The organism is Nonomuraea sp. NPDC050383, from assembly GCF_044459125.1.
Classification (GTDB): Bacteria; Actinomycetota; Actinomycetes; order Streptosporangiales; family Streptosporangiaceae; genus Nonomuraea.
In genome coordinates this window covers 59,374-83,147 of the sequence record NZ_JBITIP010000008.1, presented here as the reverse complement: position 1 = coordinate 83,147, position 23,774 = coordinate 59,374, and the positions used below count along the sequence as shown (strand labels likewise).

Here is a 23,774-nt window from a genome sequence, read left to right as displayed (position 1 = left end):
CCACCCTGCCGAGCTACTGGGTCCCGGTAGCAATCGCGGAAGATCCAACGAACCCATCATTTGGCTGGGCCGCCATACAAATGGTTCCAGGGATTGCCCTCGCTGATCGGTCCTGGGGTCCGGGTGCTCGCGGGGCTGGGAGCGGATCAGACGGCGTGTCGGAGAACCAGGGGGCGATGTAAGCGAGCAGCCGGCCATTCTTCTCCACCAGCTCGCCGATGGCGATGACGGCCATCTTGCGTTGTGAACCGTCCGGTCGCGCTGGCCGGGTGGTGACCATGGTTTTGTGGGCTTCGGCGGCCAGCTTGCCGGCGGTCAGGTGCCGCTGGGCGGCGTCGGGCGTGATGCGGGCGATGAGGTAATCGCGCAGGTCTTGGAGGAGGGCGTCGTAGGTGCCGTCCTGCAGCCGGACCTTGGCCCGCTCCAGGGTGGCCTGGGCGGTGGGCGGGCTGCCGCCGTACTCGCTTTCCGGGGTGTCGATGGACACCATCCGGATCGACATCTCGATCGCCGGGGTGTCGCCATCGGTCACCTTGAGGAATCGGTAGTCCTGAGCGGGGGCGGCTGGGGCCGACGAATCCGAGATCCACCATCACTGCGCTCTTGCACCGTCGAAGGGCCGAATGCCTGTCAGCAGCAACATCGCAGCTGATCAGCCTTTCGTTGCCTCACGACACGCCGCTGCATGAGGTGCTGATCCAGGAACAGCGGCGGACGATGTGTGCGGCGCGCTGCTGGGAGTCAGATCTACGTGGGGTCGCAGCCTGCTCCAGCGCGCTTCATGGGCAGCCGGAATCCGTCTGGAATGCGCCGCTGACAGGTGGCCACCCCTCACTGCGGGGCACAGGATGGTCAGGGTGGAGGGGATAACGACTTGGATAGTCGGTGCCTCGTACTCCGGGCGCGGATCTGGCCCGAGGCAGTCTCGACAAAGGCCAGGAGCGCAGCTGTGAGCGCTCTGCCTGCTCGGCTCGCGCGGCCTCATCTGAGGCGCGGCAGATGGCCGTGGTGGCCTCCAGCGCCTCCGACGCGAGCCGACTCAGCTCGGCGTGCGGGTTGTTGAGTAACCGCAGCCTGAACAACGCCGCCTTGGCGTTCGCACGCTCGTCTAGCGGCTCATTGCGGGCGCTGATGTACGTCGAGCCGTTGGGGTCTTCTCGCTTGCGATACCAGCGGGCGCTCTGGCTGGCTCGGTACCAGGTGACGGCTCCGGCGAAATCGCCGTGCCGCAGCAGTGACGCCCGCTCGCCTGTTGCACGTCTACGCTCCTCGCGCACGCGGGGCTGGTCCCCGATGCGGCACCGCCCCTCCATCCCAACCGGCCTCCACTTCAGAGAACCCCTGCCGGCACGAAACATCCGGGACGCCACAGCACCCTGAAAACTTGGCCGCGTATTAGCCGCGGATGGCCGTAGCCCGCCGTCGATGACCATGGACAGCCGGACACAACGAGAGAGGCCCCTCGCCGCGTTTCCGCTGGTGAAGGGCCTCTTTCTGCTGGTGTGGCAGGTGCAAGGTTCGAACTTGCGTAGGCTGATTTACAGCTCGTGACCGTTCCGGACAAGAGACCGCACTCTACCTGCGGCATGACGATGTTTCACCGCCGCAAAGTCCATGATCATTGCACGCATATTGCACGAAGACCGCTGAGACAGACCGTCAGACGACGGTGTCCCCCTTCGCTGCGTCTACTGCCGGCGAGCCTGCGGTCTTCCCGAAGAGAAGAGCACAGAGCAAGGCCGTGAGCACGAAGCCGGTCGCCGCAGGGACCGCTATGGAGAGGTAGAGCGAGAGATTCCCATCAGACACCCAGGAGTCATAATCCGGCTGGATGAAGACGACCGCCAGCATGGCGAAGGGCGCCACCAGCCCAACGACCGGCCAGGCAGGCAGGCGGGCCAGCAGCGCGGCCACCATGCTGAGAGGGAACGGCGCCAGCGCGAACGCCATCGCCAGATTGAGCTCGGAATCCGAATCACGGGTCGGCCAGTGGAGGAGGAGCAGCAGTAAGAACGCCACCACGGACCCTGCCAAGGCAGACTTCAATAAGAGACGCACGGCGTGATTGTCGAGGATCAGGGGCGGCCAGGTCGATATCCGGGCAGCTGCTCTGCTGAACTTCGATGATCAGTAAGGGCCGGGACTACAGCAGCCTTCCTGATCATGCAGCCTGGAGCGTGTGACTACGCCGCAACTCCCCGCCCCGCTGCCACACTTCTCCGACTGCGGCTGCCCGGACATCTACTTTTGCCCAACGTCCGACGAGGTCGAGTGCCCGCGCCACAGCGGATTTACCGTCTGCTGCGACAACATCCGCGGCCACATTCCCGTGCGGACGCACACACCTTCCACCTGACGCTCCTATGTGCAAGGGGGTTGGCTGGGTTGGTATCTATCGTGGCTCTGGGCGTCTTGGAGCCGTCGTCACATGTGCTGTCAGTCGGACGATAAAGCTGCGTGAGCAGCGCCGGCCGCATGCAGGATGTTGATCCATCCAGGATGGTCGAGGTAGGCGTTGTCTGGAGCGGCAGGGCCAAAGTCATCAAGGACGTGCAAGAGGGCATCAACGACCGTCTGCACGAGGTCGGCTTCTCGTTGATCGAGGAAAAGGTGCGGGATCAGTGCTCGTGCGCCGCGTTGGTCGATGAAGGTGTCGTCGATGAGCCAGTGCACGGCAGCGGTGAGGTCCGGCCATCCCTTCCCGGACCGCCAGTGTTGGTCCTGGTAGTCGCGGTCACCTAAGGCTCGTAGTGCCTCGAGCACGTCCTTGCGTTTATCGGGCCACTGCACCCGCTGTTTGCCCGGATGTTCTTCCTCCACGGGCGCCAAGCTACTCAGGACCTGTCTATGTCACGTCGTCGTGGGCGTGGTCGTCGGCGGTGAGGGCGCGGAAGATCACGTCTGACAGGTGCCGTTTCAGAACGCGGAAGCTGCCCTTGGCGGTGTCCCGAGTGGCTTCCTGACGTCGTTTGAGCAGCGCGCGGGCGCCTTAGTGGCAGCGAGCTTGGGTGATGGCGATGCGGTGCAAGGTGGTGTTGAGTTGCCGGTTGCCGCCCCGGTTGAGCCGGTGGCGGTCGTCGTTTCCGCTCCAGACGGGAATCGGGGTAGTGCCGTTGTGGCGGGCGAAGGCAGCGGAGCTGCGGAAGCGGGCGATGTCGCCGACCTCTCCCAGAACCCTCACCGCGTGACCAAGCACCCACCGCCCCCAGAGCCCCGGCCCACCACCAGGGCTCTTTCTCTTGGCCGCGTATTGGCCGAATCGGGCCGCCGACCTGCAAGAACGCGGTCAAGATCATTGAACGCATATTGGTGGACCAGCGACAACAGCCCGCTCACGGCGGCATCCGGCCGCACACCCCTGAAACGCAGAAGAGGCCCCGAAGGGCCTCTGAGCTGCACTTACTGCTGGTGGCAGGTGCAAGGTTCGAACTTGCGTAGGCTGAGCCGACGGTTTCACAGGACCCTGTCTCAAATTAAGCAGTCATGGCGCTTACTTGCGACAACAGCGCATCGCTTGGTACCGAGCAGCGCGCGACAACGCACATACGACGCGCCACCAGCTCCGCGAGAACACTTACACCCTGCACCGCCGTCGCCCGGACCTTGTCGGCGCTGACACCGGACCAACGCAGCTAAATCGCTCCCTGAGCAATTTTTCTACTTTCCTCACGGGGGCTAGAATCCGTCTCATAATCAATCGATAAGATCTGAACCTCGACCGAGCCTCAGGCACTTATGCGAAATCTTTGTAAATTGAATTCCAGACAAATCTCAATGGACGACTTATTGCGCCGTGAAGGCAATCTTAAGTCCTCGGTCGAAATCCCACGAAAATCCATCTCGGACATGTGCAGGCCGAGCTACCCGTTTAAGAATTCGGGCAATTCAGGCATCCTGGCCTAAGGTTTATGAAGCTAGGCATCTATGGGAGATGGAGTCCTCTGCGCACATTCAGTGGACCGTAGATATTGGGAAAGCTTCCACCCTTACTCATGTCCCTCACATGCATCGAGTATGGCTATGGCTTCATACTGGAACCGCTCCAGATCCGCGTAGGTACTTGGAAATCTGCCGCGTCTGGTGGCAAACTTAACGGTGGCTCCGTGCATGAGATAGTCGTCATCAACACCAACCGAGACAACCGCCACGAGTAGGTCAGATGCCGTCAAGCCGTGGGCAGCTCTGAACGCAGCGTCCGCGAACGCACGCGAGCGCGCAACGGCACCGTGAAGAAACTGATCGCGCGCCTTCGGCAAGTCGTCGCAGGGGATTCCCACATCATTCACTTCAAGCTCATGCCGGGCAATATCCTCCGCCTGCCAGTCGCCACGCCATCCGGATCCATCGCCGTAGCAGCCGACGAGCACCAGGGCACCGGCTGGCCCGATTCGCCACCCAAAGTCGACCAGATCCCGCAGTTCATCTGGCAGAACTTCAAGGCCCCCTCCCTCAGTGGCTTGCCACAACGGCAGCATCACGGCGTTCGTTCTCAAGGTGCCTCCATTCCGAAATACTGGCACGCCTTCCTGATCGCGCTTTGCGGAACTTTTTTGGCTATCTGCGACGGAAGAATGTCGCCGGCCTCCGTCCGCCACTGTTTATCTGCAGGATCGAAGTAGTACTTCTTCGCGTCTGCACTACGTCCCATAAACTGCAGGTGAATACCTGCACCCGGCTGTCCTGGGTTTTGATTCTCGATGTCCACACGGAACGAGCGGTTGTTGGCCGTATACACTGTTTTGCTGTTGATCACGGGAGCCTCCGCCGGCGTGGTTATGGAGCAGGTTCCAGGCGGCGTGTTATGTACAAGAACTGACGTCTCGCCCGCTAGCACATAGTACGTGTGCAGGTCAGCCACAGTCAGGTTATGGACGCGCTGGTCGGCGGCCGTCCTCTTCGCGATAGCGCTGATCTGAGCGTATGTGCCGGAAGACGTCTGCAGCCACATACCCGGCTGAAGGCTTTATGCGTCTATCCAGTCGCGTAGCGCCGGCACCCAGAACGGATGGGTAGCGGTTGCGACGACCATGCCCTGTTTGTGATCCTTGTTACCGGCGTGGTCAACGCTAATTTGGACGAGATTTTTTGCACCCGTGCTTGTAATCGGCGTGATGACCGTCTTGCTTCCGCCCTTCCCCGACTTGGGGTCTGCGGCCATAACCTTGTCGCCGGCCTTAACGTCTTCAATTGGTCTGTAGGAGCCGTCAGCCATGAGGACTTTGGTGCCGGAAACGAAGCTATTACAGGGAGCTCAACCTTAGACACGAATGGCTTGATATTCCCACTGGGAACTCGAATTTTTAGCGATCGAATGTTACGGATCGGAACATTGATGCCAACTATAGCTTGGTCATCACCGGCTCTAAGTCCCGATATTGCCTGCAAGTAATCCATGTCCGCTTGCTTCCGGACGGCGTCTTCGCGATAACGTCTTCTATTGGCGTCCTGTCTGCGCTTCTCGGCGTCCTTCCGGGCCTGGACGGCAACGGCTTTCTCGTGCTTCTTTTTGAGTTTGATCTCGTACTTCTGCTTCTTCGCGCCGCTGGGCTTGTGAGTCTTGGAGAACGTCTTGTCGGATTTGGCGTTGCCGGTGTCGACGCGGCGGCCGTCCGGGTCGGACAGGTCGATGGGGTTGTTGGCCGCGTAGCTGTAGGCGTTGGCCCATTCGGGGGTACGCAGGTCGAGTTCGGGGTCGGTGGAGATGAGCTTGGCGATGGCGGGTCGTAGTACCGGGCGCCTAAGTAGGTGAGCTCGGTGGAGGCTTCTTCGATCTTGCCGAGGAAGCCTCGGTCGGTGAAGGGCAGGTCGTCGCCGCCGCGGCGCCTGCCGAACGGGGTGTAGCGTTCGCGGCTGACGGCGCCGGTGGCGTCGTTGATGGCGAGTTGGGTGCTGTCGTGCTGGCCGGCGAGCAGCCAGGTGAGGCCACTGGTCTCGCGCAGGGCGATGAGAGTGCCGTCTGAGGCGGTGTAGTAGCGCTTGGCCGTGGCCTGGCCGCCGGCGAGGCGGAGTTCCAGGGCGGCCGAGGTAGAGGGTGGTGCTGCCGTCGGGGTCGCGGCGGATCAGGCGTTGCCCTTCGGCGTCGTAGACCATGCTGGTCTGCCTGCCGTCCACGGTCGCCTGGGTGAGCTGGCCGAGGGGGTCGAAGTCGAAGGTGGCCTGCTTGCCGCCGACCGTGCGAGCGGCGAGTTGCCCCGCGTTGTCGTAGGCATAGGTGTCAGTGCCGCCGGGACGGGCGATGGAGGTGACGGCGTTGGGCCGCACCGCGGTCGCGCCGGGAGTGGTGTAACCGTAGGTGGCGGTCTGGCCGTTGTCGGTCAGCGTGGTGATGTTGCCGACCCTGTCGTAGCCGTATGCCTGGTCGTACGGGTCGACGCCCTTGCCGTCACCGGACCCGGTGCACGAACTGGCGGTGGTGGTGTAGGCGGTCTTGAGGCGGAGCAGTCCGTCGTAGGTGAAGCACTCGGACTGGCCGTCGTGCGTGCCGGGGACGGCGGAGGCGGTGGATTTGGGAAACCCGCCCTACCGCCGATGGCCTGGCGGAGCTGGATCAAGGTTGGAGAGTTGCTGCTCCAGGCCATTGAGAAGGGCTTGGAGGCCGAACTCGAAGGCATGGTCGGGGGAGGCGGCGTAGTCGGTCGCCGCCGGGGTTTCCAGGCGGGTGCGTAGGCGCGGGTAGCGCATGGCGATCTCCTGGGCCTGGGCCATGGCGTCCTGGAGTTGCTGTTGGGCGGTGGTGCCGTCAGCGGTGAGCCTGCGGGTGAGTGAGACGGTCGCGGCGGCGCCGGCCGCGTTGCCAAGGACGTAGGTGAAGACGGCGGCCGCGGCCTGGTCGGCCTGGTCACAGGTGAACCCGGCGGCCTCATAGACGGTGAGGGTGTGGTCGTCGTGGCGGGACTTGCCCTCGCCATAGAGGACGTGTGCGGTGAACGCCTGCACCAGCCAGGGATGCCGGGTGAACATGCCGTACAGGTCGGTGGCCATCGTGGCGGCGGCGGTGCGCCAGTCGGTGGAGTCCGGATCGGGCAGGGCGAGTTCGCCCCACACGTGGTCGGCGGCAAGCAGGACGAGGTTGTCCTTGTTCTTGACGTGCCAGTACACGGCGGTCGCGGCGGAGTCGAGTCGCCGACCCAAGGTGCGCATGCTCAGACCTTCGAGGCCCTCGGCGTCCAGGAGCTCGACGGCGGCGTGGACGATCTGTTCCCGGGTGAGGGTGTCGCGTGGCATGTCCTTACCGTACGGCAATTTGCACACTGTTCAAATAAGAACTTGCACAGTGTTCAAGTCATGGGTTAGCGTTCTTCCCGTCAGCCACTTGAACACTGTGCAAGTCGAATGGAGTCCCTGTGAACACCCTCGCCGCCATCATGCAGCTGCTGGTCGCCGTCGCCTTCGTCAGCATCCCGGTCGTCCGCCACCGCTACGGCCACGTCGCGAAGGCCGCCGCTGTGGCCGAACTGCGCCGCCAGAACGTCCGCCCGGAGGTACTGGAGGAGAACAAACTTCGCTTCGACGCCGGAGGCCACGAGACCGCTGCACCGGCCACAGTCGCCGCAGTCATGGCCGTCACCGCCGGCCTGAACCTCGCCGACGCCGGCCTGGCCGCGCTGATGACCTGGATCTTCTCCTCACTGGTCCTCGTGATGAACGCCGGGATCGTCTACAGCAACCTCACCGCGGTCAAGTCGGTCGAGACCGCTTTTCGCCGCAAGGGCGACCCAGAACTGGCCCGCGTCGAGGTCGCCCCCTTCCTCAAGGCCGCCGAGGACGCCTTCCCCCGCTGGGTGCGCGCCCAGACCTACATCCGCAACACGGTGGTCTTCCTCGGATCCACCATCGCCCTGGTCGCCGTCTCCTACGTCTGACGGCCTCCACCCTTGGTCCCGACCGCGTTGATCGTGGTCCACTCGGTCGGGTAATCCGGCCGCACCTCGGCGGCCATCCGCACCGCTCGATGGCGCAGCTCGGCGGAATAGGGAGACTTACCTGGCACGGACTCGATCCTCTCAAGAGATCAAGTCTCCACCGAACCCCGGGGCGATTCAGCTTGGTTGCCTGCGCTGCAGGGTGAACCGCGAGGCGATGACGCCCCACATGAGCAAGATCACGGCGATCGCTGCGGCCAGCCCGCCTGCGGGATAGACGGGAAAGCGCATCACGGTCGCCTGCGCGGCGCTGATCGGCCGGCCGTCGGCGGCGATGGCGGCCTTGATGTGGCAGATACAGATCAGCGGCGGGTCGGCCCACTCGGTTGTCACGGTGCGGGTGGAGTCACGAAGGACGGTGAAGTCGGGGAAGGCGATGCTCTGGCCGCCGACGTCAGCGGTGAGGCTGTGGTCGGGGCCGAAGAAGTCTGCCGTGTGGGCCCAAGCCCACGATGACCGCGCAAGGAACCCTTGACAGGGGACCATTCCCGGCGACTTGATTCCCCGCGCAGGAAGGGCAAGCCCTCGCCAACCTGATCAACCAGTTCGCGCAGGAGGAAACCGACCCTGAGCGGCAGCTGACGGCCTGGGAAGCGCCGGAAACCCTGGGTCTTTTGGCCTAAGGGCATCACTACTCAAGCCTCCAGCCGAGGGCTAGGATGCCCCTCATCATCGAAGGCTCCCACCCCTGGCCCTCTGGAAACGCGGGCCATATCGAGCGCCAGGTGTGAGCGGCGCAGACGGCCAGTCCTCACCAAGTGGCCCAGGTCGGCGCGAGTGTCATGCATGAGCTGCAGATGGAAGTAGTTAACGTGCTCCAACAGCGCGAACACCCACAGCGCCGCCCCCGGCCAGACCTGCGCGCCGGATCCGCCCATGACCAGGCTGGCACCCACCACGACGGCCCCCGCCACAAACAGGCCGACATTGATCGGCGAGATCATGCGATACACCGCCATCCCTGCCGGAATGGGTGCTCGCGAAGAGAGCTGGGCGAACTTCAACCACCAGTACACGCCGCCCTCAGCCAAGACGAGCAGGACCAGCACAAGCCCTGCCGAGTTGGCTAGGGTCAGGGGCATGCCCAGCATGCCGGTCAGCACCCCGGCGATCAGCGGAATGTTGACCAACTCCAGAAGTGCCAGAGTCTTCATTCGGCGAAGCACGGACGCACGGGGAGAAAGCACGAAAGTCATTCTCTCCGACTTCCGCTGAGAACCGGGTCCAGGCTCCCTGCAGCGCGCAAACCGCAGCAATTCTCAGACAGGCACGCAGCGACTCACTCCGGTCCGCCAGACCAGGCTGGCGAGGAGCTCCGTCTGAACTGCATCATCATGCCGAAGCGGGCCAGCAGCTCGGCGGGGTCGGCCACGCGGCCGGCAAGCGGCGGGGTGTCGCGGCCATGGGGGATCGGTCGCTTTCGTCTACGAAGGTGATGGTGCTGGCCACCGTGCCAGATCAGCCGGCCCGCCGCCGGTGAACCCACACGGCGCTGCCGCCATGCGGCTCCCACTCGCGCGTACGCGCGGCCGGGCTCCCGAAACTCCCGCAACGTGCATGTGCATCCGTGCACGTGCCCCGCCTTACGCGTGCAGGCGCGCGAGCCGTGCACGCACACGCCGGGCTCCACAGGACCACGGGCCTCCCGTGGTCCCGTGGACAACGCAGCCCACGGGACGCCTTCACGCGCGCGCGTAGACCTGCCCGGAAAGTCCGAAAACTCTGGCTGTCCAGGCTCCTCGGCAAGGGCCTGGTGCTCGCGCGTGCGCACGTGATGCCTCGCGAAAGTCGCCGACCTGCGGTGGTTCCTGTTTTCCGACCGGAGATGAGGCGGGCGGTCATGACGCTGCGGTGCCGGTGGCGGCCAGGTCGAGGGGGTCGGGTGGCACGCCGCGGCGGCACAACGCGCATCAGGGCTGGCCGGAGTGCGGGTGGATCTGGTCGCCGCCGGGTTCGCCGTGCGGGCAGAGCGGGGCGATGCGGCGGTTGTCGGTGGCCTGCCCGGCCTGGCGGCAGGAGGCTGTTCGCGGACGTGGCTCTGCCAGTCGGCCAGGTCGCCGCTGCGGGCCAGGGTGGTGATGTAGCCGGCCAGGTTGTGCGGCTTCACGGCTTGCTCAATGGCGGCCGCGATCAGCTCGGCTTCGCCGGCGTCGACGCCGAGCTCGCTGCGGACGATGTCGGCCGGCCGGCGCCGTGATGAGGAGAGTTGACGGGTTCAGGGATAGGGGTCCCGGCCGTCCGGGACGCTGAGGCCGACGTTCCCGGACGCTGAGGCCCGGGAACCGGGACGCTGAGGTGGCGGCTCAGGGTCCCGGTTCGCGGGACGCTGGGCAGCCGCCGCCTGGTCAGGGTCAGGGTCCCGGTTTTCGGGACGCTGAACGTGCGGCGGGTGGGCGGCCTGGTCGGTGAGGGCGCCCCCGGCCTGGCGTAGCAGGGCCTGGACGTCGCGGCGGCGCTCGGCCGGGGCCTGGTCGAGGCCGTCGCCGGGCCGCTCGCCTTGGTCGATGTCGCCGGCGTGCTCGGCGGCGCTGGTCGAGGCGTCGGGCGGGGCCATCTCCCGGTTGCGGAAGGTGGCGCGCCGGTACTTGCGGCCGCCGGTGACGCGCTTCAGCACGCCCTTGCTGATCAGGCTGTTGATGGCGGCGTAGCGCTGGGAGCGGCTGAGCCGGGCGCGGTGCAGGAAGCGGGGGTCGTCTTCCACGCCGGGCCAGCATTCTCGGGTCGCATCGCGCGCCTGCTCGGCGAAGACGATCAGCAGGAACAGCTCGCGGTAGGTCAGTGTGGCGGGGGCGTGGTCGAGGACCTCGACGATGAGGTGGATGCTCATGTCACTGCCCGCCGTCGAGAGGGGCCAGGCCGAGCATGACGCGGACCGGAGCGGTGGGATGAGGATTTTGCGGCCGATGCGCAGCGCGGACAGCTCGCCACGGCGCACCGCGTCGTAGGCGGCGCCGCGGTCGATGCCGAGCACGGCGGCCGCCTCGCGCACGGTCATGGTGGGCCGCTGCAGCGGGCCGGGCTCGGCGCTGCCGGGGATGGGGAAGGACGGGGTCTGCTGTGGGCCGGTGTGGGTCTGCGTGGTCTGGGGTCGCATCACGCCGCGGATTGCTGCACGACAGGCGCCCTTACGTCCTCCTACGATCACGGCCGCCCGGTCGAGGCACGCGTTCACGCAGATCAGCGCGAGCGACACGGTCCACAGGACCATGGGGCGCTCGTGGTCCCGTGGCACCGGGACTGTCCGGTGCTGAAGTCCACCGGTGTCAACCTCGGCCGGCACTTGCGTCGAGCACCGCGGCGGCCGCCGGCGGGCGACGTAATTCCGACATCAGATCGTCTTCGTGCGGACGGATGCGCGGGCGATCGTGGAGCGGCGCGTAGGTGTGACAGGGGCGGGGGTGTCACGGACGGCGTGACAGGCAGAGAGTCGGGGGCAGACCAAGTACGAGCGAAGGGGGCAGTAAGGCACTGAGTCCCTGGTCAGAGCGTTGGGGCTAGATCGCTGATGTGAAATTCGGTGATCGGCTGCAGACGTGACGAAGGGCGTCCATGGTCGGTGTGTGAAGACTGACTTGGACGCCCTTCTGACCGCACTCTATGTGCATCTGGACGATCACATGATGACTTCGCGGGGCCGACCTCGAGGGCGGGGCCGGCCGCCGGTGCTGACCCCGGCCGAGGCGGTGGTCGTGGCGGTGGCGCAGGTGCTGCTGCGCTGTGATGACGAACGCCGCTGGATGCGGATGGCGGCCGGCCGGATCGGGCACCTGTTCCCCAGACTGCCGTCCCAGTCGCAGTACAACCGGCAACCGCGGGATCTGGGGCCGGCCATGTCGGCGGCGGCGCTGTGGCTGGCCCGCCAGATCCCGACCTGGCACGAGCCGTTACGACTGATGGACGGCACCCCGATCCGCTGCGGCGCCTCGTGGGTGACGGTCAACAGATCACACCTGGGTGAGATCGCCGGATACGGCATGGACAAGTCCCACCACGCCTTCTACTGGGGCGCCAAGCTGATGCTGATCACCACCGCCGACGGCGCGGTGACCGGCTTCAGCCTGGCCCACCCCAAAGAGCTCGATGAACGCAAGCAGGCCCTGCACCTGCTGCACATCCACCAGATAGCCGACGGGCCATGCCCGATCGTGTGCGACAAGGGATTCGCCGGAGCCGGCATCGAGAAGGCCGCCGCCGATCTGGGCCATCTCCTGATCCGGCCGACCCGCGAAGACGAGCCCGCACCTGCCCTGCCATTTCCCGGCTGGCTGCGCCAGCGCATCGAGGCGATCATCTGGACACTGAAGAACCAGCTCGGCCTCGAACGCCACAACGCCCGCCACCCAGACGGCCTCTAGGCACGCATCGGCCAACGCATCCTCGCCCTCGACGCCCCTATCTGGCACAACTAACTGACCCAAATTCACATCAGCGATCTAGTCGCGGGAGTCCGAGCCGAGGGGCAGTGGGAAGCGAAGCACCCAGCGGCGCTGCCATGGGGTTTCGACGGCCCGGCGGTGGTGGTGCTCGCGGGTCCAGGCGACGGCATCGGCCGGGTCGAGACCGGCCAGGATGGCCAGACAGGCCACGACGGTGCCGGTGCGGCCGACGCCGCCCCCGCAGGCGACCTCCACCGCGGCTCCCGTCCGCGCTCGCTCGTACAGCGCGCGGATCTGTCGCACGGCCGCGTCGCGGTCGCGGGGCAGCCGGAAGTCGGGCCACTGGATCCAGGAGTGCGGCCACTGCAGCTCATCCTCGTGGCGGCGGCGGAGCCCGTCGGAGCCCAGGTAAAGGCCGAAATCGGGCCTGGGCCCATCCGGCAGCGGATGGCGTAGGCCACGGCCGCGGATCCAGATGCCGTCGGGGAGCCGGAAGGCACCTACGAGCAGCGGCCCGCCCAGCGGACGGGCGGCCGTACTGTCCATGGGGTCGTTCATGGGGGTTCTCCTCGTGTCTTGCGTAATGTGGGGCGGTGCCCTTCAGCCGGCGGCGCTGCCAAGTCGCCGCCGTTCGCGGTGGTTCGCGACATTGATCCGGTTGCCGCACGCGTCGGGCGTGCAGTAGATGCGTCGCCCCCCGCGGCTGATGTCGACGAACACCCCGCGGCAGCCGGGGGCGGCGCAGGCGCGGAACCGGTCGTGCCCGAGCGCCCGGACGGCGCCGAGCAGCCCGATGCCGATGAGCGTGGCCAGCTCCTCGGCCAGCGGCGCGCCCGGCCTGGTCGGTACGTACCACTGCCACCGCCCGCTCGGATCGCGCTCCAGCACCGGCCGGAGCCCCGCCCGCCCGGCCAGTACGGCGCCGCCCGCGACGGCCTGGTCCTCCGTCTCGGTCTCCACGACGCCACGGGCCTCCCGACGCAGCAGGTGAACCTCGCGGACATCGTCGTCGCTCGGCAGGCGCCCGTCCGCCACGGCGTCGAGCCGCAGCCCGTGCCCCGCGAGGAACTCCGTCAACGCGTCCGGGGTCGGCAGAGCCTCGCCCTGCACAGTCGGCGAGGTGTTGGCCAGATCGCCGGCCAGAGTCGCCCCGACCGCGTAGTCGGTGATGGAGATCCGCACGCTTCACCTCGTTCCGGTAACCGAATAAATGGAACTATAACCCTTACATGGATCCGGAGGGGGCGGGAATGAGGCGCACGGCCGCTCAGAGGTGCGGAAATCCCCAGGCCCGGACGGGCGGGCGCCTCATTCCGCCGGGGTAGCGGCCCGGCCTACCGTGCCTGGTCATGATCGGAAAGTTGTTCGATGCGCCACGCCGACTGCTGGCCGGTTCAGTAGCCCTGCTCGCCCTGGCCGCGGTGATCATGTTCACGGCCATGGCGGACAGCACGATGCAACCCCTGCCGGCCACAGCCCCGGACGACCGGTTCAGCGCCGGGCGCGCGCTGGCTCACCTGAAGGAGTTCGCCGCCGTGCCACGGCCCATCGGCAGCCCGGCCAGCGACCAGGCCCGGGACTACCTGGCCGGGCAGCTGCGCGCGGCAGGGCTCCGGGTCGAGATCCAGCGCTCGGTCGGTGCCCGTTCCGCGGCGGGGCTGGCGACGTTCGGCCAGGTCGACAACGTCGTAGCCCGCCTGCGGGGAACGAACCCGACCGGTACCGTGCTCATCGCCGCGCACTACGACTCCGCGGCCATGGGGCCGGGCACCTCCGACGACGGCACGGCGGTGGCCGCGATGCTGGCGACCGTCCGGGCGTCGCGCGGCGGTCCCGGCCCGCGTAACGACATCGTGCTGCTCATGTCGGACGGCGAGGAGGACGGCGTGCTCGGCGCCGAGGCCTTCGTCCGCGAATACCCCCTGGGCAAGGCCGGCGGCGTGCTGCTGAACTGGGAGGCCCGCGGGGTCAGCGGCCCTTCGATGATGTTCGAGACCTCCGCGAACAACGCCCGCCTGGTGGAGACCTTCGCGGGCGCCGTCCCGGCCCCACGCGGCCACTCGGCCATGGTGGAGCTGTATCGGCTGCTGCCGAACAACACCGACTTCACGCCGCTGGCCAAGGCCGGCTTCACCGGCATGAACTTCGCCTACATCCAGCGTTCGTCGCTCTATCACACCGCGGGCGACTCCATCGCCAACCTCGACCCGGGGAGCCTGCAACACCACGGCAGCAACATGCTGGCGCTGGCCCGCACCCTCGGAGACACGGACCTGCGGACGCTGACCTCCGATCACGACGTCACCTACTTCCGTGCGCTCGACACCATGATCACGTACCCGGGTCGGTTCGTCCGGCCGCTGGCGGCGCTGGCCGTCGTCGCGGTGGCGGGCCTGGTGGTGGTGGCCCGCGTCAGCGGTGGCTGAGCCTGCCCCGGTTGATCGCGGCGACGGTCTCGGCCGTGGTGCCGTTGGTGGTGTCGGCCGCGTTGGCGCGAGGGCTGTGGGAACTGCTGGTGTCCTGGCGGCCCGCCTACGACGCGATGGGCGGGCTGCTGCACCGGCCGCGGCCGTACCAGGCGGCGATCGCGGTGCTGTGCGCGCTGGCCGTCCTCGGCTGGTACCTGGTGCTGCGCCGCAGGCTGGGTCCGGCGGCTCTGGCGGTCGGGGCGCTGATCTGGCTCGCCGGGCTGGGCGTGCTGTGCGCCCAGGTCGCTCCGGGGGCGTCCTTTCTGTTCGCCCTGCCGGCGCTGATGGGCGCGCTCGGGTGGCTGGCTGCCGTCCTGCTCCGCGCGCCTGCCTGGGCGCGGACGGTCGTGGCGATGCTGGGGCCGGTCACGGCCGCGATGCTGCTGCCGTCCCTGGCCGGGGACGTCTTCGACGGGATGGGGCTGGCGCTCGGCGGGGTGGGTGCGCTGGTGCTGGCCTTGTTCGGGTTGGTCGTCGTGCCGATCGCGGAGCTGTTCCTGCCCGATCCCGCCGTCCGGCCGAAGCGGGGCGCCGTCCTCGCGACACCCCTGACGGCTCTTCTCCTCGCGGCGGGGCTGGTCGCGGCCGGGCTCGTGGGGGACGGTTTCGACGCGGACCGGCCGCGGCGCACGCATCTGGCGTACGTCATGGACGCCGACACCCGTACCGCCCACTGGGTCAGCGCCGACGCGGATCCCGCCCCGTGGACCAGGCGGTACGTGTCCGGCCATGACACCTCCGCGCTGCCCCCCGGGTACGCGCGCGGCACGCTGTGGACAGGGCGGGCGCCGGCGATCGCCGCCGAGGGCCCGCGAGCCGACGTCCTCGCCTACCGCGGGGACACCCTGAAACTGCGCGTGACCGCAGGGAAGGGCACGCGCTCGGTGACGCTACGGCTCGACCAGCCGATCACGCACGCCACCGCGTCGGCCGGCCGGTTCGGGACGGCGAGCGTGCCCGTCGTTCGACGGTGTTGCGCTGCCGATAGCGGTACGGATCGAAGGCAACGGGCCGCCCACCGGCCGAGCCCTGCTTCTTCCGGTTGGCCTGCTGGTCCTTCTTCTCCGGGCACCGGCACACGAGCCGGCACCTGGCCCACCGAGATCCGCTTCCGCGGCATCCCCGAAGATCTCCTTGGGCTCCGTGAGGCCCTGTGCGGGCAGGAAGAGTGCTCCCCGCGCACGCGGGATGGTCCCAGGACGAAGCCCAGGCGGTCGTCGCCATTGCGGTGCTCCCCGCGCACGCGGGGATGGTTTCGCGCTCTGACACATCCCAAGGCCTGAGACGCCACAGCGATCTCAAAACTTAGCCGCGGATGGCCGTAGCCCGCCGTCGATGACCATGGACAGCCGGACACAACGAGAGAGGCCCCCCACCGCGTTTCCGCTGGTGAAGGGCCTCTTTCTGCTGGTGTGGCAGGTGCAAGGTTCGAACTTGCGTAGGCTGAGCCGACGGTTTTACAGACCGCTCCCTTTGGCCACTCGGGCAACCTGCCGTGTCTTCCGCTCTCGCGGCGACAGACAGAAGAATAGCGGACTTCCGGGGTGCACGTGACACCGGTTTGTACCGTCGGGGATCGCCGTCGCGGGGGCTGTGGGTGGTGGCAGGGTGGAGGGGTACGGGCCTGGTGGACTGCACTGCGGGCCGATGCTGGCTAGGCTCGTGCGCTGGGTCCGTGTTCACGGGGGCGCGATGCGTGGTCGGCGAGCCCTGAGACCGGGGCCGGATACCGCAGACATGCGTACGCAGCTGAGAGGATGTGCGTTTTGGCCGATTCGTCTTTCGACATCGTCAGCAAGATCGACCGCCAGGAGGTCGACAACGCGCTGAACCAGACGGTCAAGGAGATCGGGCACCGCTTCGACTTCAAGGGCACAGGGGCGAGCATCAGCTGGTCCGGGCAAGACAACATCGAGATCAAGGCCAACAGCGAGGAGCGGGCGAACGCCGCCCTCGACGTGTTCAAGGAGAAGGTGGTCAAGCGGGGTCTGTCGTTGAAGATCCTGGACGCGGGTGAGCCCAAGCTGTCGGGCAAGGAGTACCGCATGCTGGTCAGCCTCAAGGAGGGCATCGACCAGGAGAACGCGAAGAAGATCTCCAAGTTGATCCGCGACGAGGGGCCCAAGGGGATCAAGGCGCAGATCCAGGGCGAGGAGTTGCGGGTCAGCTCGAAGAAGAAGGATGACCTGCAGGACGTCATCTCCCTGCTCAAGGGCAAGGACCTCGACATCGCGCTGCAGTTCGTCAACTACCGGTAACAAGGGCCTGCTTCGGGACTCTGAACTGGCGTTTCAGCCCTACGGGGACCTCGGAGGGCACATCCGGGGCACACGGCCGAGCGCGCTGTCCACCAGGGCACGCGTCCTCTCCTGTGCCTCGGGCCACTCCCCCACGTACGTGTTCAGCGTGACCATCGGTGAGGAGTGGCCGAGGGCAAGCTGCACGGTCTTCACGGAGGCGCCCTTGTGGATCAGCCCGGAAAGCAGCATGTTCGTGGTGATCAGCAGTTTGGCGACGCGACGGCTGGGCCGACGAGGGTGCGCAAGGTATCCCCGGCCTCCTGTCGGGACTCCATATGTACGCGCGGTGGCTGCCACTGAGGGAGAAGACGACCGCGTCGCCGTCCCGGTAGACCGTATTGAACGTCAGGACGCCGATTGTCCGACGCCCCAGCACCTCGTCCTTACCCAACGTGCGGGCAACGGCCTCCATCTGGGGAGCCGAGTCAGCGAACCGATCGTCCTCGCCGGGCTTGAGCCAGAAGAGCCCCACGAGGAGAAGTGCGCCGGCCAGGAGCATCGCTGCCCAGCGTAAGACCGGGCCGCTGGTGGTCGTTCGTCCCATGCGTGTACTTTCACACGCTTCCGTGCGGCCCGATCTTGGTCCGCCAACTCGTCGAAGACAGCCGTCAGGCCGTTGCTGATGAAAAGAGCTCTTGGGATGTGGCGCAGTTCGCGACCATCCCCGCGGCGCGGGGAGCACCCTGACTTCGGGTTGCAGTGATCAGCGGCTTCCTCCCTGAGGAAGCCGATGCCGTGCTCGCTCCGCGGCCGAACCACGCCGATGGCCTGGCGAGACTGTACTCGCCTGGCTCTCCGGCGGCGATCGCAATGCGGGCCTGTTTCCCGGTGGGCGGCGGCACCGCTGAAGACCCAGTGACCGAAAGCACGTGCTCGACCAGACGTCGAGGGAGCAGGAAGGGCACGCTCGGCCACGAAGTTATCGACCCGATCCTGGCAAGGCGATCGGCGCCGTGGCGACCCGGCCCGCTACGGGCCTCGCACCGCGCTGCGGCATAGGACAGCCTTCCGGCTCAAGGGCCGGAAGGCTGTGGTGGTTACAGGGGGCGCCGGCAGTTCGGGCCGCCGCCCGCGTGGTTGATCAGATCCTGGTAGACGACGCTCTGCTTGATGGGCGTGTGGCTCTTGACGGTCTGGATCACCTTGCCGTCCCGCTTGAGCTCGAAGACCGGCGTGGTCCCGGGCTTCAGCGCCGCCTTGAAGGACACCATGCCGGCGGCGGTGACCTCCTTGGTCTGCACATCGCCGCCCTGCGTGATCGTCAGGGTGCCGGGCTCCTTGAGGAAGGCGAGCAGTTCGACCTCGTCGGCGGCCTTGTCGCCGTAGGGGATGGCGATGGGGCCGATCGTCTGCTTGGCGGCGTCGAACGGCGCGTCGGTGCGGTGGCTGCGGTGGAAGTAGTACAGCGCGTCGCGCTTGATCGTGGGCCACTTGCCGGTCTTGAACCACATCGTGTGGTAGGCGACCACGTCGAGCGGCGCGTAGCCGCGTTCGACGGACGGGGCCAGCCACGACTCCGCGTAGTCGTTCCAGGTGAGCAGAGAGATGATGTCCGCGCCACCCTCCTGCGCCTTGATGAACGACTGGCGCAGGGTGCCGCTGTTGGAGGGCTCCCAATAGCGCTTGTCACGCGGACGTACGTCCTCCAGCGCCGCCGGGGCCATGTAGAAGCGACCGCGCTTGGCGGCCTCCAAGCCGGCCTTGCGGTAGCCGTCGGTGGAGCTCTGCCAGCGCACACCCCAGGAGGAGTAGCCGGCGACGGAGTTGTTCCACTCGGTCTTGCCCGACCCGGACCAGTCCAGGAAGATCGGCACCAGCACCGTCTTCATGCCCTGCGCGGACAGCTTCGTGCGCAGCTCGTCCCACCAGGCGGGCGTCTGGCGCTCCGGGTAGAACGGCGCGAGCGGGATGGTGCCGTCCGACAGGTGGTACAGCGAGGGGTGGCCCTTGGCCATGAGGATGTCGCTGATCACCTTGTCCTGCGCGGCGCCCTTGGCGGTCGGGAAGTCGGGGCTCAGCATGATCTGGAAACCCGGGTCCACTGCCTTGGCTGCGGCCAGCAGCTTGGGGAACTGGTTGAAACGCTGGTCGGAGGCGGAGGTGTGGTGCTCGTAGATGAAGCCGTCGATCCCCGCCGCGATCGCCTGCCGGATCTCCACCTCGAAGTCGGCCTGCCGCCAGTCGCCGCTGCGCACCGGGCGCGGTAGCGGCCGGTCACGTGAGTGGCCGCCCTGCGCGGCGTACATGCCGCTCGAGCCGGCTGGGTCGAGCCACGAGGCGTACTGGTCCTTGGCCGGGTCCTTGTTGTCGACGGACAGCGGATAGGGCGGGAAGTAGAAGGCGAAGACCTTCTTGTCGTACTCGCGCAGCGCGGCGGCCGAAGGCTTGTCGAAAGGCAGACAGGTGGCGCTGGCCGTGGGCTCGGCGGTCGGCGACGGGGACGCGGTCGGTGTGGTGGACGGCGACGTGGTCGGTGTCCGCGTGGGAGTGGCGGATCCGCTCGGTGTCGGGGTCGGGGTCGGGGTCGCGGTGCTCGTGCCCACCGTGTAGGTGATCTTGAGGCTGGGCCCCTTGCCGCTGGTGCGCGAGGAGTGCAGCACGGCGACCGGGCCCGCGGAGGCGGTCAGGCCGAAGGAGTAGGCGCCGTTGCCGGTGTAGGCCTTGGACACGTCCAGGGCGGCCACCGCACCGGCGGTGAACCCGGTACGCGTCGCCAGCGCCGTCGTCCCGAACGTGGGCCGCGTCTTCCAGTTCGTGGCGCTCTCCGACCACGTGCCGCTGACCTTGTGCGCGGAGACGGTGGTAGCGCTCGTCCGGGCGGCGCTCACCTGCAGCGTCATGGTGACGTTCTGGGCGTTGGCCGGGACCCCGGACACCTTGAAGCTCATCAGCGCCCGGCGCTCGGCATTGGTGGCGTCGTTGCATGTCTTGACGCAGACCGACATCCACTCGGCGCTGCCGTACACGGTTTCTGGGGCAGCCTGGCTGATGAACACGTCATCGGATGCCTGAATCACAGCGCTCACCGGCGCCGTGGCGGCCGCCGGCGATAAGCCGGTGGCCGCCACGTACGCCACGGTGGCAGTGACGGCCAGCAACGGCCGTCGCGGGATCGACAAGGTGAACCTCCTGTGCATCCGGAAAGTTGTGGATCACCATATCCGTGCGTTCCGGCCAGACAAGATCACCACCATGTCCTGGAGAGGCCCATCCCTGTACCGGTTTCCGGTTGGAACGAAGCAGGCGATCAGACGGCTCCGCTTCACCATTGCCGGAAGCCCTTTCCAGCTGTGGCGTCGCGCCAAGGAGGATCCTGTGTGATGTGCATCACCTCGCCTTTTGCTCACTCACCGTGATGGCAGCAACAACAGAAGCCGGACGTGTCCAGCCCGGCCGAGCAGCCCCAGGGCGCAACCGGGGCACACCGCAGCGAGAAGCGGCCGAAGGCGACGGCAGACGAAGAGCGGGCGGTCTGCGTGTTCCTCGACATGACCTCGTCTTCTCCTGCGAATAGGCTCGGGCGGCGTGACGATGATTCCCCTGCGGCGGTTCACCGCCCGCGTCCTGCCCATCGATGATCAGGATCGGGTTCTGCTGTTGTACGGGTTCGATCCCGCGCGACCCGGCGAGCGGTTCTGGTTCACGATCGGCGGCGCGGTGGAGGGCGGGGAGACGCTCCAGCAGGCCGCCGCGCGGGAGCTGTACGAGGAGGTCGGCATCCGGGCCGAGGCGGACGAGTTCACCGGTCCGTACGGCGCCGGCACGGTCGAGTTCAGCTTCGCCGAGTACGCCATCACGCAGGACGAGACGTTCTTCGCGGTACGGATCGGCAAAGGACGGGGCGGCGACGGTCAGGGCGGCGACGGTCAGGCCGAGGTGTCGTTCGACAACATGGAGGAGATCGAGAAGGCCACCACGGTCGGGCACCGGTGGTGGAGCGCCGAGGAGTTGGACGCCACGGACGAAATCGTCCATCCCGCGGACCTGCCGGGCATCCTGCGGCGCGTCACTGCGGGCGGAGCACCCGCGTAGCGCCCGCGATGAGGGCGGTGGCCAGGATCCAGCCCGCGACGACCAGCCCGTACGCCAGCCCCTGCGTCCACCCCGCCGGGTCGAACATCTCCCTCTGTCCGAACGCCGGCAGCGGCAGCAGCAGGTCGAAGCTGTAGGCGAAGGAGTCGAAGACCGGGGCCTCGTCCGGTTTGAGGGGGCGGGGCGGGTTGAGGCCGAAGGCGACCGTTCCGACCAGGAGCAGCAGCGCGAACCACACGCCGGCCAGCCAGGGGCGGTAGCCGTAGCCGACCGTGACGTCCAGCAGCCGGCCCCACACGCGCAGTCCCGGGCCCTGGGTGCGGCGCCGGGCGCGGAGCTTGGCGAGCTGGGTGCGGCGGGCGAGCCCGTCGTTGCCGTCGCGCAGGTACCAGGCGGCGAGCTGCTCGTACGGCTGAGGCCGGAAGCCCTCCGGGTCGCGGCCGGCCCAGTCGATGCGCCGTTCCACCTTGCCGCTGCGCAGCCGGTCGTAGGTGAGGCCGTTGAGCCGCAGCTTCTCGGGCCAGGTGTGGGGGTCGTCCTGGAGGGTGCCGACGCGCGAGTGGGCGAGGGTGACGACCCCGTCCACGGGCTCGGCGGGGTCGAGATAGAACTCGCGGACCTCCATGTGGCTGGCGTGCAGTGCGTACGGGGTGTCGGGGCTGTGGACGGCCCCGGCGAAGCAGAACGTGCCGCTGATCCGCGCCCCGCGCACCCGGATGCAGCCCTGGGCCGTGAAGCCTTTCGTGCAGTGCACGGTGCCCTCGACCACCATGTCGTCGGCCCTGATCGCGTAGCCGCCGGGGTTGCGGACCGTCGCGCCCTCGAAGTTGACGTCGCCGTTCATCCGGCTGCCCGCCAGGCGGACACCGCCGGTGATGTCGGCGCCGCGGAAGGTGGCGCCGCTGTCCACGACCATGGACCCGGCGGACAGAGCCCACACGTCGTCGGCGGTCAGGCGGATGCCGCCCAGCCACAGCCCGCTCTCGAACACGGCACGGGCGAGGCGGACGGTCCCGGTGATGTTCGAGCCGGACAGGCTCAGGTGGCCGGCGACGCGCATGCCGCCGCCGCTGAAGCCCGGCAGCGTGCAGTCCGTCAGCCGTACGGAGCGGGTGGTAGTGGCGGTGAGGAGGACGGGTTCGTCCAGGTGGCAGCCGCTGAGCACCAGTTCGTGCTCGACGCGGCCGCCGAGGATGGACAGGGAGCCGGTGATCCTCGCCCCGCGTAAGCGCACGGCCGGCACCGAGCCAGGGGCGGCCTCGCGGGCACCGAGCAGCAGGGACGTGATCACGCTGGCGCGGACCGTCCGCTCGGGTCCCCAGGTGTCGCCGTCCTTGGGGGCGTTCTGCCCGGCCACGGTGCCGTGGCCGGTGACGACCTGGGCGAGCTCCACGGTCTCCCCGGTGGGGAAGGCGTTCCACAGCTTGCGCTCAGCCTCGCTGAGGCGCGGAGATCGGCCCATAGGGATGATTATGTCTGCCGCAGGCGGGAGTTGACGGCGTCACCGAGAAGCACGGAGTCCCTGTTGAGGCGGTGAGGCGGTGAGGCGGTGAGGCGGTGAGGCGGTGAGGCGGTGAGGCGCGGCAGCGTGGGCCCTAACGCCGGTAGCCCGCCATGCGCTCCAGCCGGGCGACGCGCTCCGACGTGGGCGGGTGGGTGGAGAACAGCCTCCCGAAGCCGGAGCCGCTGAACGGATTGGCGATCATCATGTGGGAGGCCGAGGTGAGGCGGCTGTTCTCGGGCAGAGGAAGGCGCCGGGCGCCCATCTCTATCTTGCGGAGGGCCGAGGCCAAGGCCAGCGGGTCGCCCGTGAGCCGGGCCCCCGCCTCGTCCGCCTGGAACTCCCGCGTACGGGAGATCGCCATCTGCACCATGCCCGCCGCCACCGGCCCCAGCACCATCATCAGCAGCGCACCCACGAACCCCGGCCCCTCGTCGTCGTCCGAGCCGCCGAAGAACACGGCCACGTAACTCAGCCACGTGATCATCGTGGCCAGCGCCCCCGCCACGGACGACACCAGGATGTCGCGGTTGTAGACATGCGACAGCTCATGCCCGATCACACCCCGCAGCTCCCGCTCGTCCAGCAGCCGCGTCAGCCCGTACGTCACACAGACCGCCGCGCGGCGCGGGCTCCGGCCGGTGGCGAACGCGTTCGGCTGCACCGTTGGAGACACGTACAGGCGCGGCATCGGCTGGCGGGCCTCGGTGGAGAGCTCACGGACGATGCGGTACAGGGTGGGATGCTCCACCTCGCTCACCGGCCGCGCCCGCATGGCGGACAGGGCGATGCGGTCGGAGAAGAGGTAGGCGAAACCGTTGGTCGCCACAGCCAGCATGAGCGCCATCCGCAGGCCGGTGCCACCGCCCAGCCACGCACCCGCGGTGAGGATCAGCGCCGACATCCCACCGAGCAGGACAGCGGTACGCAGGCCGTTGTGGTGCAAGGGTCCCTCCCTTCGTGGTGCGGGTTCACCTGCTCCAACGACTGTGCCGGGGTCCATCGTTCCCCGGTGTGCACACTCGGGGGCGCAGCGCTACCCAACCCCAGATGTCACGCCGCCCTCAGCAGGCGCGGTGACACCGGAAGGCGGCGGAACACGGCGCAGTCGGCCGACGGCCGTACAGCGACCAGTCAGCCCGGACACGCGAGCAGGGCAACAGCCGGCCGAGGGG

Annotated in this window: 22 protein-coding genes, 1 tRNA gene and 3 pseudogenes; 7 read left to right on the top strand and 19 right to left on the bottom strand. The window is 67.6% G+C overall.

Features of this window, described 5'->3' with window-relative positions; all coding sequences use genetic code 11:
• Positions 1–13: 13 nt before the first annotated feature.
• The 10 genes and pseudogenes from ACIBG4_RS20985 to ACIBG4_RS20940 form a co-directional block, all read right to left on the bottom strand.
• Positions 14–532: a hypothetical protein gene (locus ACIBG4_RS20985; RefSeq protein WP_397203198.1), complete on the bottom strand. Its 519-nt coding sequence runs from the start codon at positions 530–532 to the stop codon at positions 14–16.
• A 1,127-nt stretch (positions 533–1,659) separates the two neighbouring features.
• Positions 1,660–2,058 carry a hypothetical protein gene (locus ACIBG4_RS20980; RefSeq protein WP_397203197.1) on the bottom strand — a complete coding sequence of 133 codons (399 nt, stop codon included), beginning with the start codon at positions 2,056–2,058 and terminating at the stop codon, positions 1,660–1,662.
• A 378-nt stretch (positions 2,059–2,436) separates the two neighbouring features.
• Positions 2,437–2,820 carry a hypothetical protein gene (locus tag ACIBG4_RS20975; RefSeq protein WP_355437127.1) on the bottom strand — a complete coding sequence of 128 codons (384 nt, stop codon included), beginning with the start codon at positions 2,818–2,820 and terminating at the stop codon, positions 2,437–2,439.
• 169 nt (positions 2,821–2,989) lie between these two features.
• Positions 2,990–3,181 carry a transposase gene (locus ACIBG4_RS20970; RefSeq protein ID WP_397203196.1) on the bottom strand — a complete coding sequence of 64 codons (192 nt, stop codon included), beginning with the start codon at positions 3,179–3,181 and terminating at the stop codon, positions 2,990–2,992.
• Between the two features lie 805 nt (positions 3,182–3,986).
• Complete coding sequence (locus tag ACIBG4_RS20965; RefSeq protein ID WP_397203195.1) at positions 3,987–4,493, bottom strand: hypothetical protein; 507 nt, start codon at positions 4,491–4,493, stop codon at positions 3,987–3,989.
• Positions 4,490–4,753: a hypothetical protein gene (locus ACIBG4_RS20960; protein WP_397203463.1), complete on the bottom strand. Its 264-nt coding sequence runs from the start codon at positions 4,751–4,753 to the stop codon at positions 4,490–4,492. Before ACIBG4_RS20960 ends, ACIBG4_RS20965 begins: the two co-directional genes overlap by 4 nt.
• 45 nt (positions 4,754–4,798) lie before the next feature.
• Positions 4,799–4,948: pseudogene (locus tag ACIBG4_RS20955) on the bottom strand (hypothetical protein); the annotation flags it as partial.
• Between the two features lie 15 nt (positions 4,949–4,963).
• A pseudogene (locus ACIBG4_RS20950) lies at positions 4,964–5,224 on the bottom strand (polymorphic toxin-type HINT domain-containing protein); the annotation flags it as partial.
• Between the two features lie 812 nt (positions 5,225–6,036).
• Positions 6,037–6,261, bottom strand: a pseudogene (locus tag ACIBG4_RS20945) (hypothetical protein); the annotation flags it as partial.
• 258 nt (positions 6,262–6,519) lie between these two features.
• On the bottom strand, positions 6,520–7,224 hold the full coding sequence (locus ACIBG4_RS20940; protein ID WP_397203194.1) for a TetR/AcrR family transcriptional regulator: 705 nt from the start codon (positions 7,222–7,224) through the stop codon (positions 6,520–6,522).
• 119 nt (positions 7,225–7,343) lie between these two features.
• Between ACIBG4_RS20940 and ACIBG4_RS20935 the strand changes: the two genes are divergently transcribed.
• Entirely contained in the window at positions 7,344–7,862 is a 519-nt protein-coding gene (locus ACIBG4_RS20935) for a hypothetical protein (RefSeq protein WP_397203193.1), read from the top strand.
• Between the two features lie 177 nt (positions 7,863–8,039).
• Here the strand turns inward: ACIBG4_RS20935 and ACIBG4_RS20930 are convergent, their stop codons facing one another.
• Together ACIBG4_RS20930 and ACIBG4_RS20925 are read right to left on the bottom strand one after the other, a co-directional pair.
• A complete protein-coding gene (locus tag ACIBG4_RS20930) occupies positions 8,040–8,255 on the bottom strand; it encodes a hypothetical protein (protein ID WP_397203192.1) in 216 nt (71 codons plus the stop codon).
• A gap of 302 nt (positions 8,256–8,557) precedes the next feature.
• Positions 8,558–9,076 carry a hypothetical protein gene (locus ACIBG4_RS20925; RefSeq protein WP_397203191.1) on the bottom strand — a complete coding sequence of 173 codons (519 nt, stop codon included), beginning with the start codon at positions 9,074–9,076 and terminating at the stop codon, positions 8,558–8,560.
• Positions 9,077–9,954: 878 nt separating this feature from the next.
• On the opposite strand from ACIBG4_RS20925, the gene ACIBG4_RS20920 reads away from it, so the two are divergent.
• Positions 9,955–10,119 (top strand): hypothetical protein, encoded by a 165-nt coding sequence (locus ACIBG4_RS20920; RefSeq protein WP_397203190.1) that lies wholly within the window; start codon positions 9,955–9,957, stop codon positions 10,117–10,119.
• A gap of 18 nt (positions 10,120–10,137) precedes the next feature.
• Here ACIBG4_RS20920 and ACIBG4_RS20915 read toward each other — a convergent pair whose 3' ends face one another.
• On the bottom strand, positions 10,138–11,016 hold the full coding sequence (locus tag ACIBG4_RS20915; protein WP_397203455.1) for a helix-turn-helix domain-containing protein: 879 nt from the start codon (positions 11,014–11,016) through the stop codon (positions 10,138–10,140).
• 523 nt (positions 11,017–11,539) lie between these two features.
• Between ACIBG4_RS20915 and ACIBG4_RS20910 the strand changes: the two genes are divergently transcribed.
• Complete coding sequence (locus tag ACIBG4_RS20910) at positions 11,540–12,277, top strand: transposase (RefSeq protein WP_397203188.1); 738 nt, start codon at positions 11,540–11,542, stop codon at positions 12,275–12,277.
• A gap of 78 nt (positions 12,278–12,355) precedes the next feature.
• Here the strand turns inward: ACIBG4_RS20910 and ACIBG4_RS20905 are convergent, their stop codons facing one another.
• Positions 12,356–12,856, bottom strand: coding sequence for a protein-tyrosine phosphatase family protein (locus ACIBG4_RS20905; RefSeq protein WP_397203187.1), 501 nt, complete (start codon positions 12,854–12,856; stop codon positions 12,356–12,358).
• A gap of 42 nt (positions 12,857–12,898) precedes the next feature.
• Entirely contained in the window at positions 12,899–13,480 is a 582-nt protein-coding gene (locus tag ACIBG4_RS20900) for a CGNR zinc finger domain-containing protein (protein WP_397203186.1), read from the bottom strand.
• 167 nt (positions 13,481–13,647) lie between these two features.
• Between ACIBG4_RS20900 and ACIBG4_RS20895 the strand changes: the two genes are divergently transcribed.
• Together ACIBG4_RS20895 and ACIBG4_RS20890 are read left to right on the top strand one after the other, a co-directional pair.
• A complete protein-coding gene (locus ACIBG4_RS20895; protein WP_397203185.1) occupies positions 13,648–14,724 on the top strand; it encodes a M28 family peptidase in 1,077 nt (358 codons plus the stop codon).
• An 11-nt stretch (positions 14,725–14,735) separates the two neighbouring features.
• Positions 14,736–16,049: a hypothetical protein gene (locus tag ACIBG4_RS20890; RefSeq protein WP_397203184.1), complete on the top strand. Its 1,314-nt coding sequence runs from the start codon at positions 14,736–14,738 to the stop codon at positions 16,047–16,049.
• A gap of 130 nt (positions 16,050–16,179) precedes the next feature.
• On the opposite strand, the gene ACIBG4_RS20885 is transcribed toward ACIBG4_RS20890, so the two are convergent.
• Positions 16,180–16,261: transfer RNA gene (locus ACIBG4_RS20885), tRNA-Tyr, on the bottom strand.
• Positions 16,262–16,532: 271 nt separating this feature from the next.
• Here ACIBG4_RS20885 and ACIBG4_RS20880 point away from each other — a divergent pair.
• Positions 16,533–17,024, top strand: coding sequence for a YajQ family cyclic di-GMP-binding protein (locus tag ACIBG4_RS20880; protein WP_397203183.1), 492 nt, complete (start codon positions 16,533–16,535; stop codon positions 17,022–17,024).
• A 1,079-nt stretch (positions 17,025–18,103) separates the two neighbouring features.
• Here ACIBG4_RS20880 and ACIBG4_RS20875 read toward each other — a convergent pair.
• The gene (locus ACIBG4_RS20875) at positions 18,104–20,185 is read right to left on the bottom strand and encodes an endo-1,3-alpha-glucanase family glycosylhydrolase (protein WP_397203182.1); all 2,082 of its coding nucleotides are present in this window, start codon (positions 20,183–20,185) and stop codon (positions 18,104–18,106) included.
• A 412-nt stretch (positions 20,186–20,597) separates the two neighbouring features.
• On the opposite strand from ACIBG4_RS20875, the gene ACIBG4_RS20870 reads away from it, so the two are divergent.
• Positions 20,598–21,098, top strand: a complete 501-nt coding sequence (locus tag ACIBG4_RS20870; RefSeq protein WP_397203454.1) for an NUDIX hydrolase — start codon at positions 20,598–20,600, stop codon at positions 21,096–21,098.
• Here the strand turns inward: ACIBG4_RS20870 and ACIBG4_RS20865 are convergent.
• Entirely contained in the window at positions 21,073–22,560 is a 1,488-nt protein-coding gene (locus ACIBG4_RS20865) for a hypothetical protein (RefSeq protein ID WP_397203181.1), read from the bottom strand. The two genes, ACIBG4_RS20870 and ACIBG4_RS20865, sit on opposite strands and share 26 nt — an antisense overlap.
• A gap of 133 nt (positions 22,561–22,693) precedes the next feature.
• On the bottom strand, positions 22,694–23,545 hold the full coding sequence (gene htpX, locus ACIBG4_RS20860; protein ID WP_310707137.1) for a zinc metalloprotease HtpX: 852 nt from the start codon (positions 23,543–23,545) through the stop codon (positions 22,694–22,696).
• Positions 23,546–23,774 lie beyond the last annotated feature (229 nt).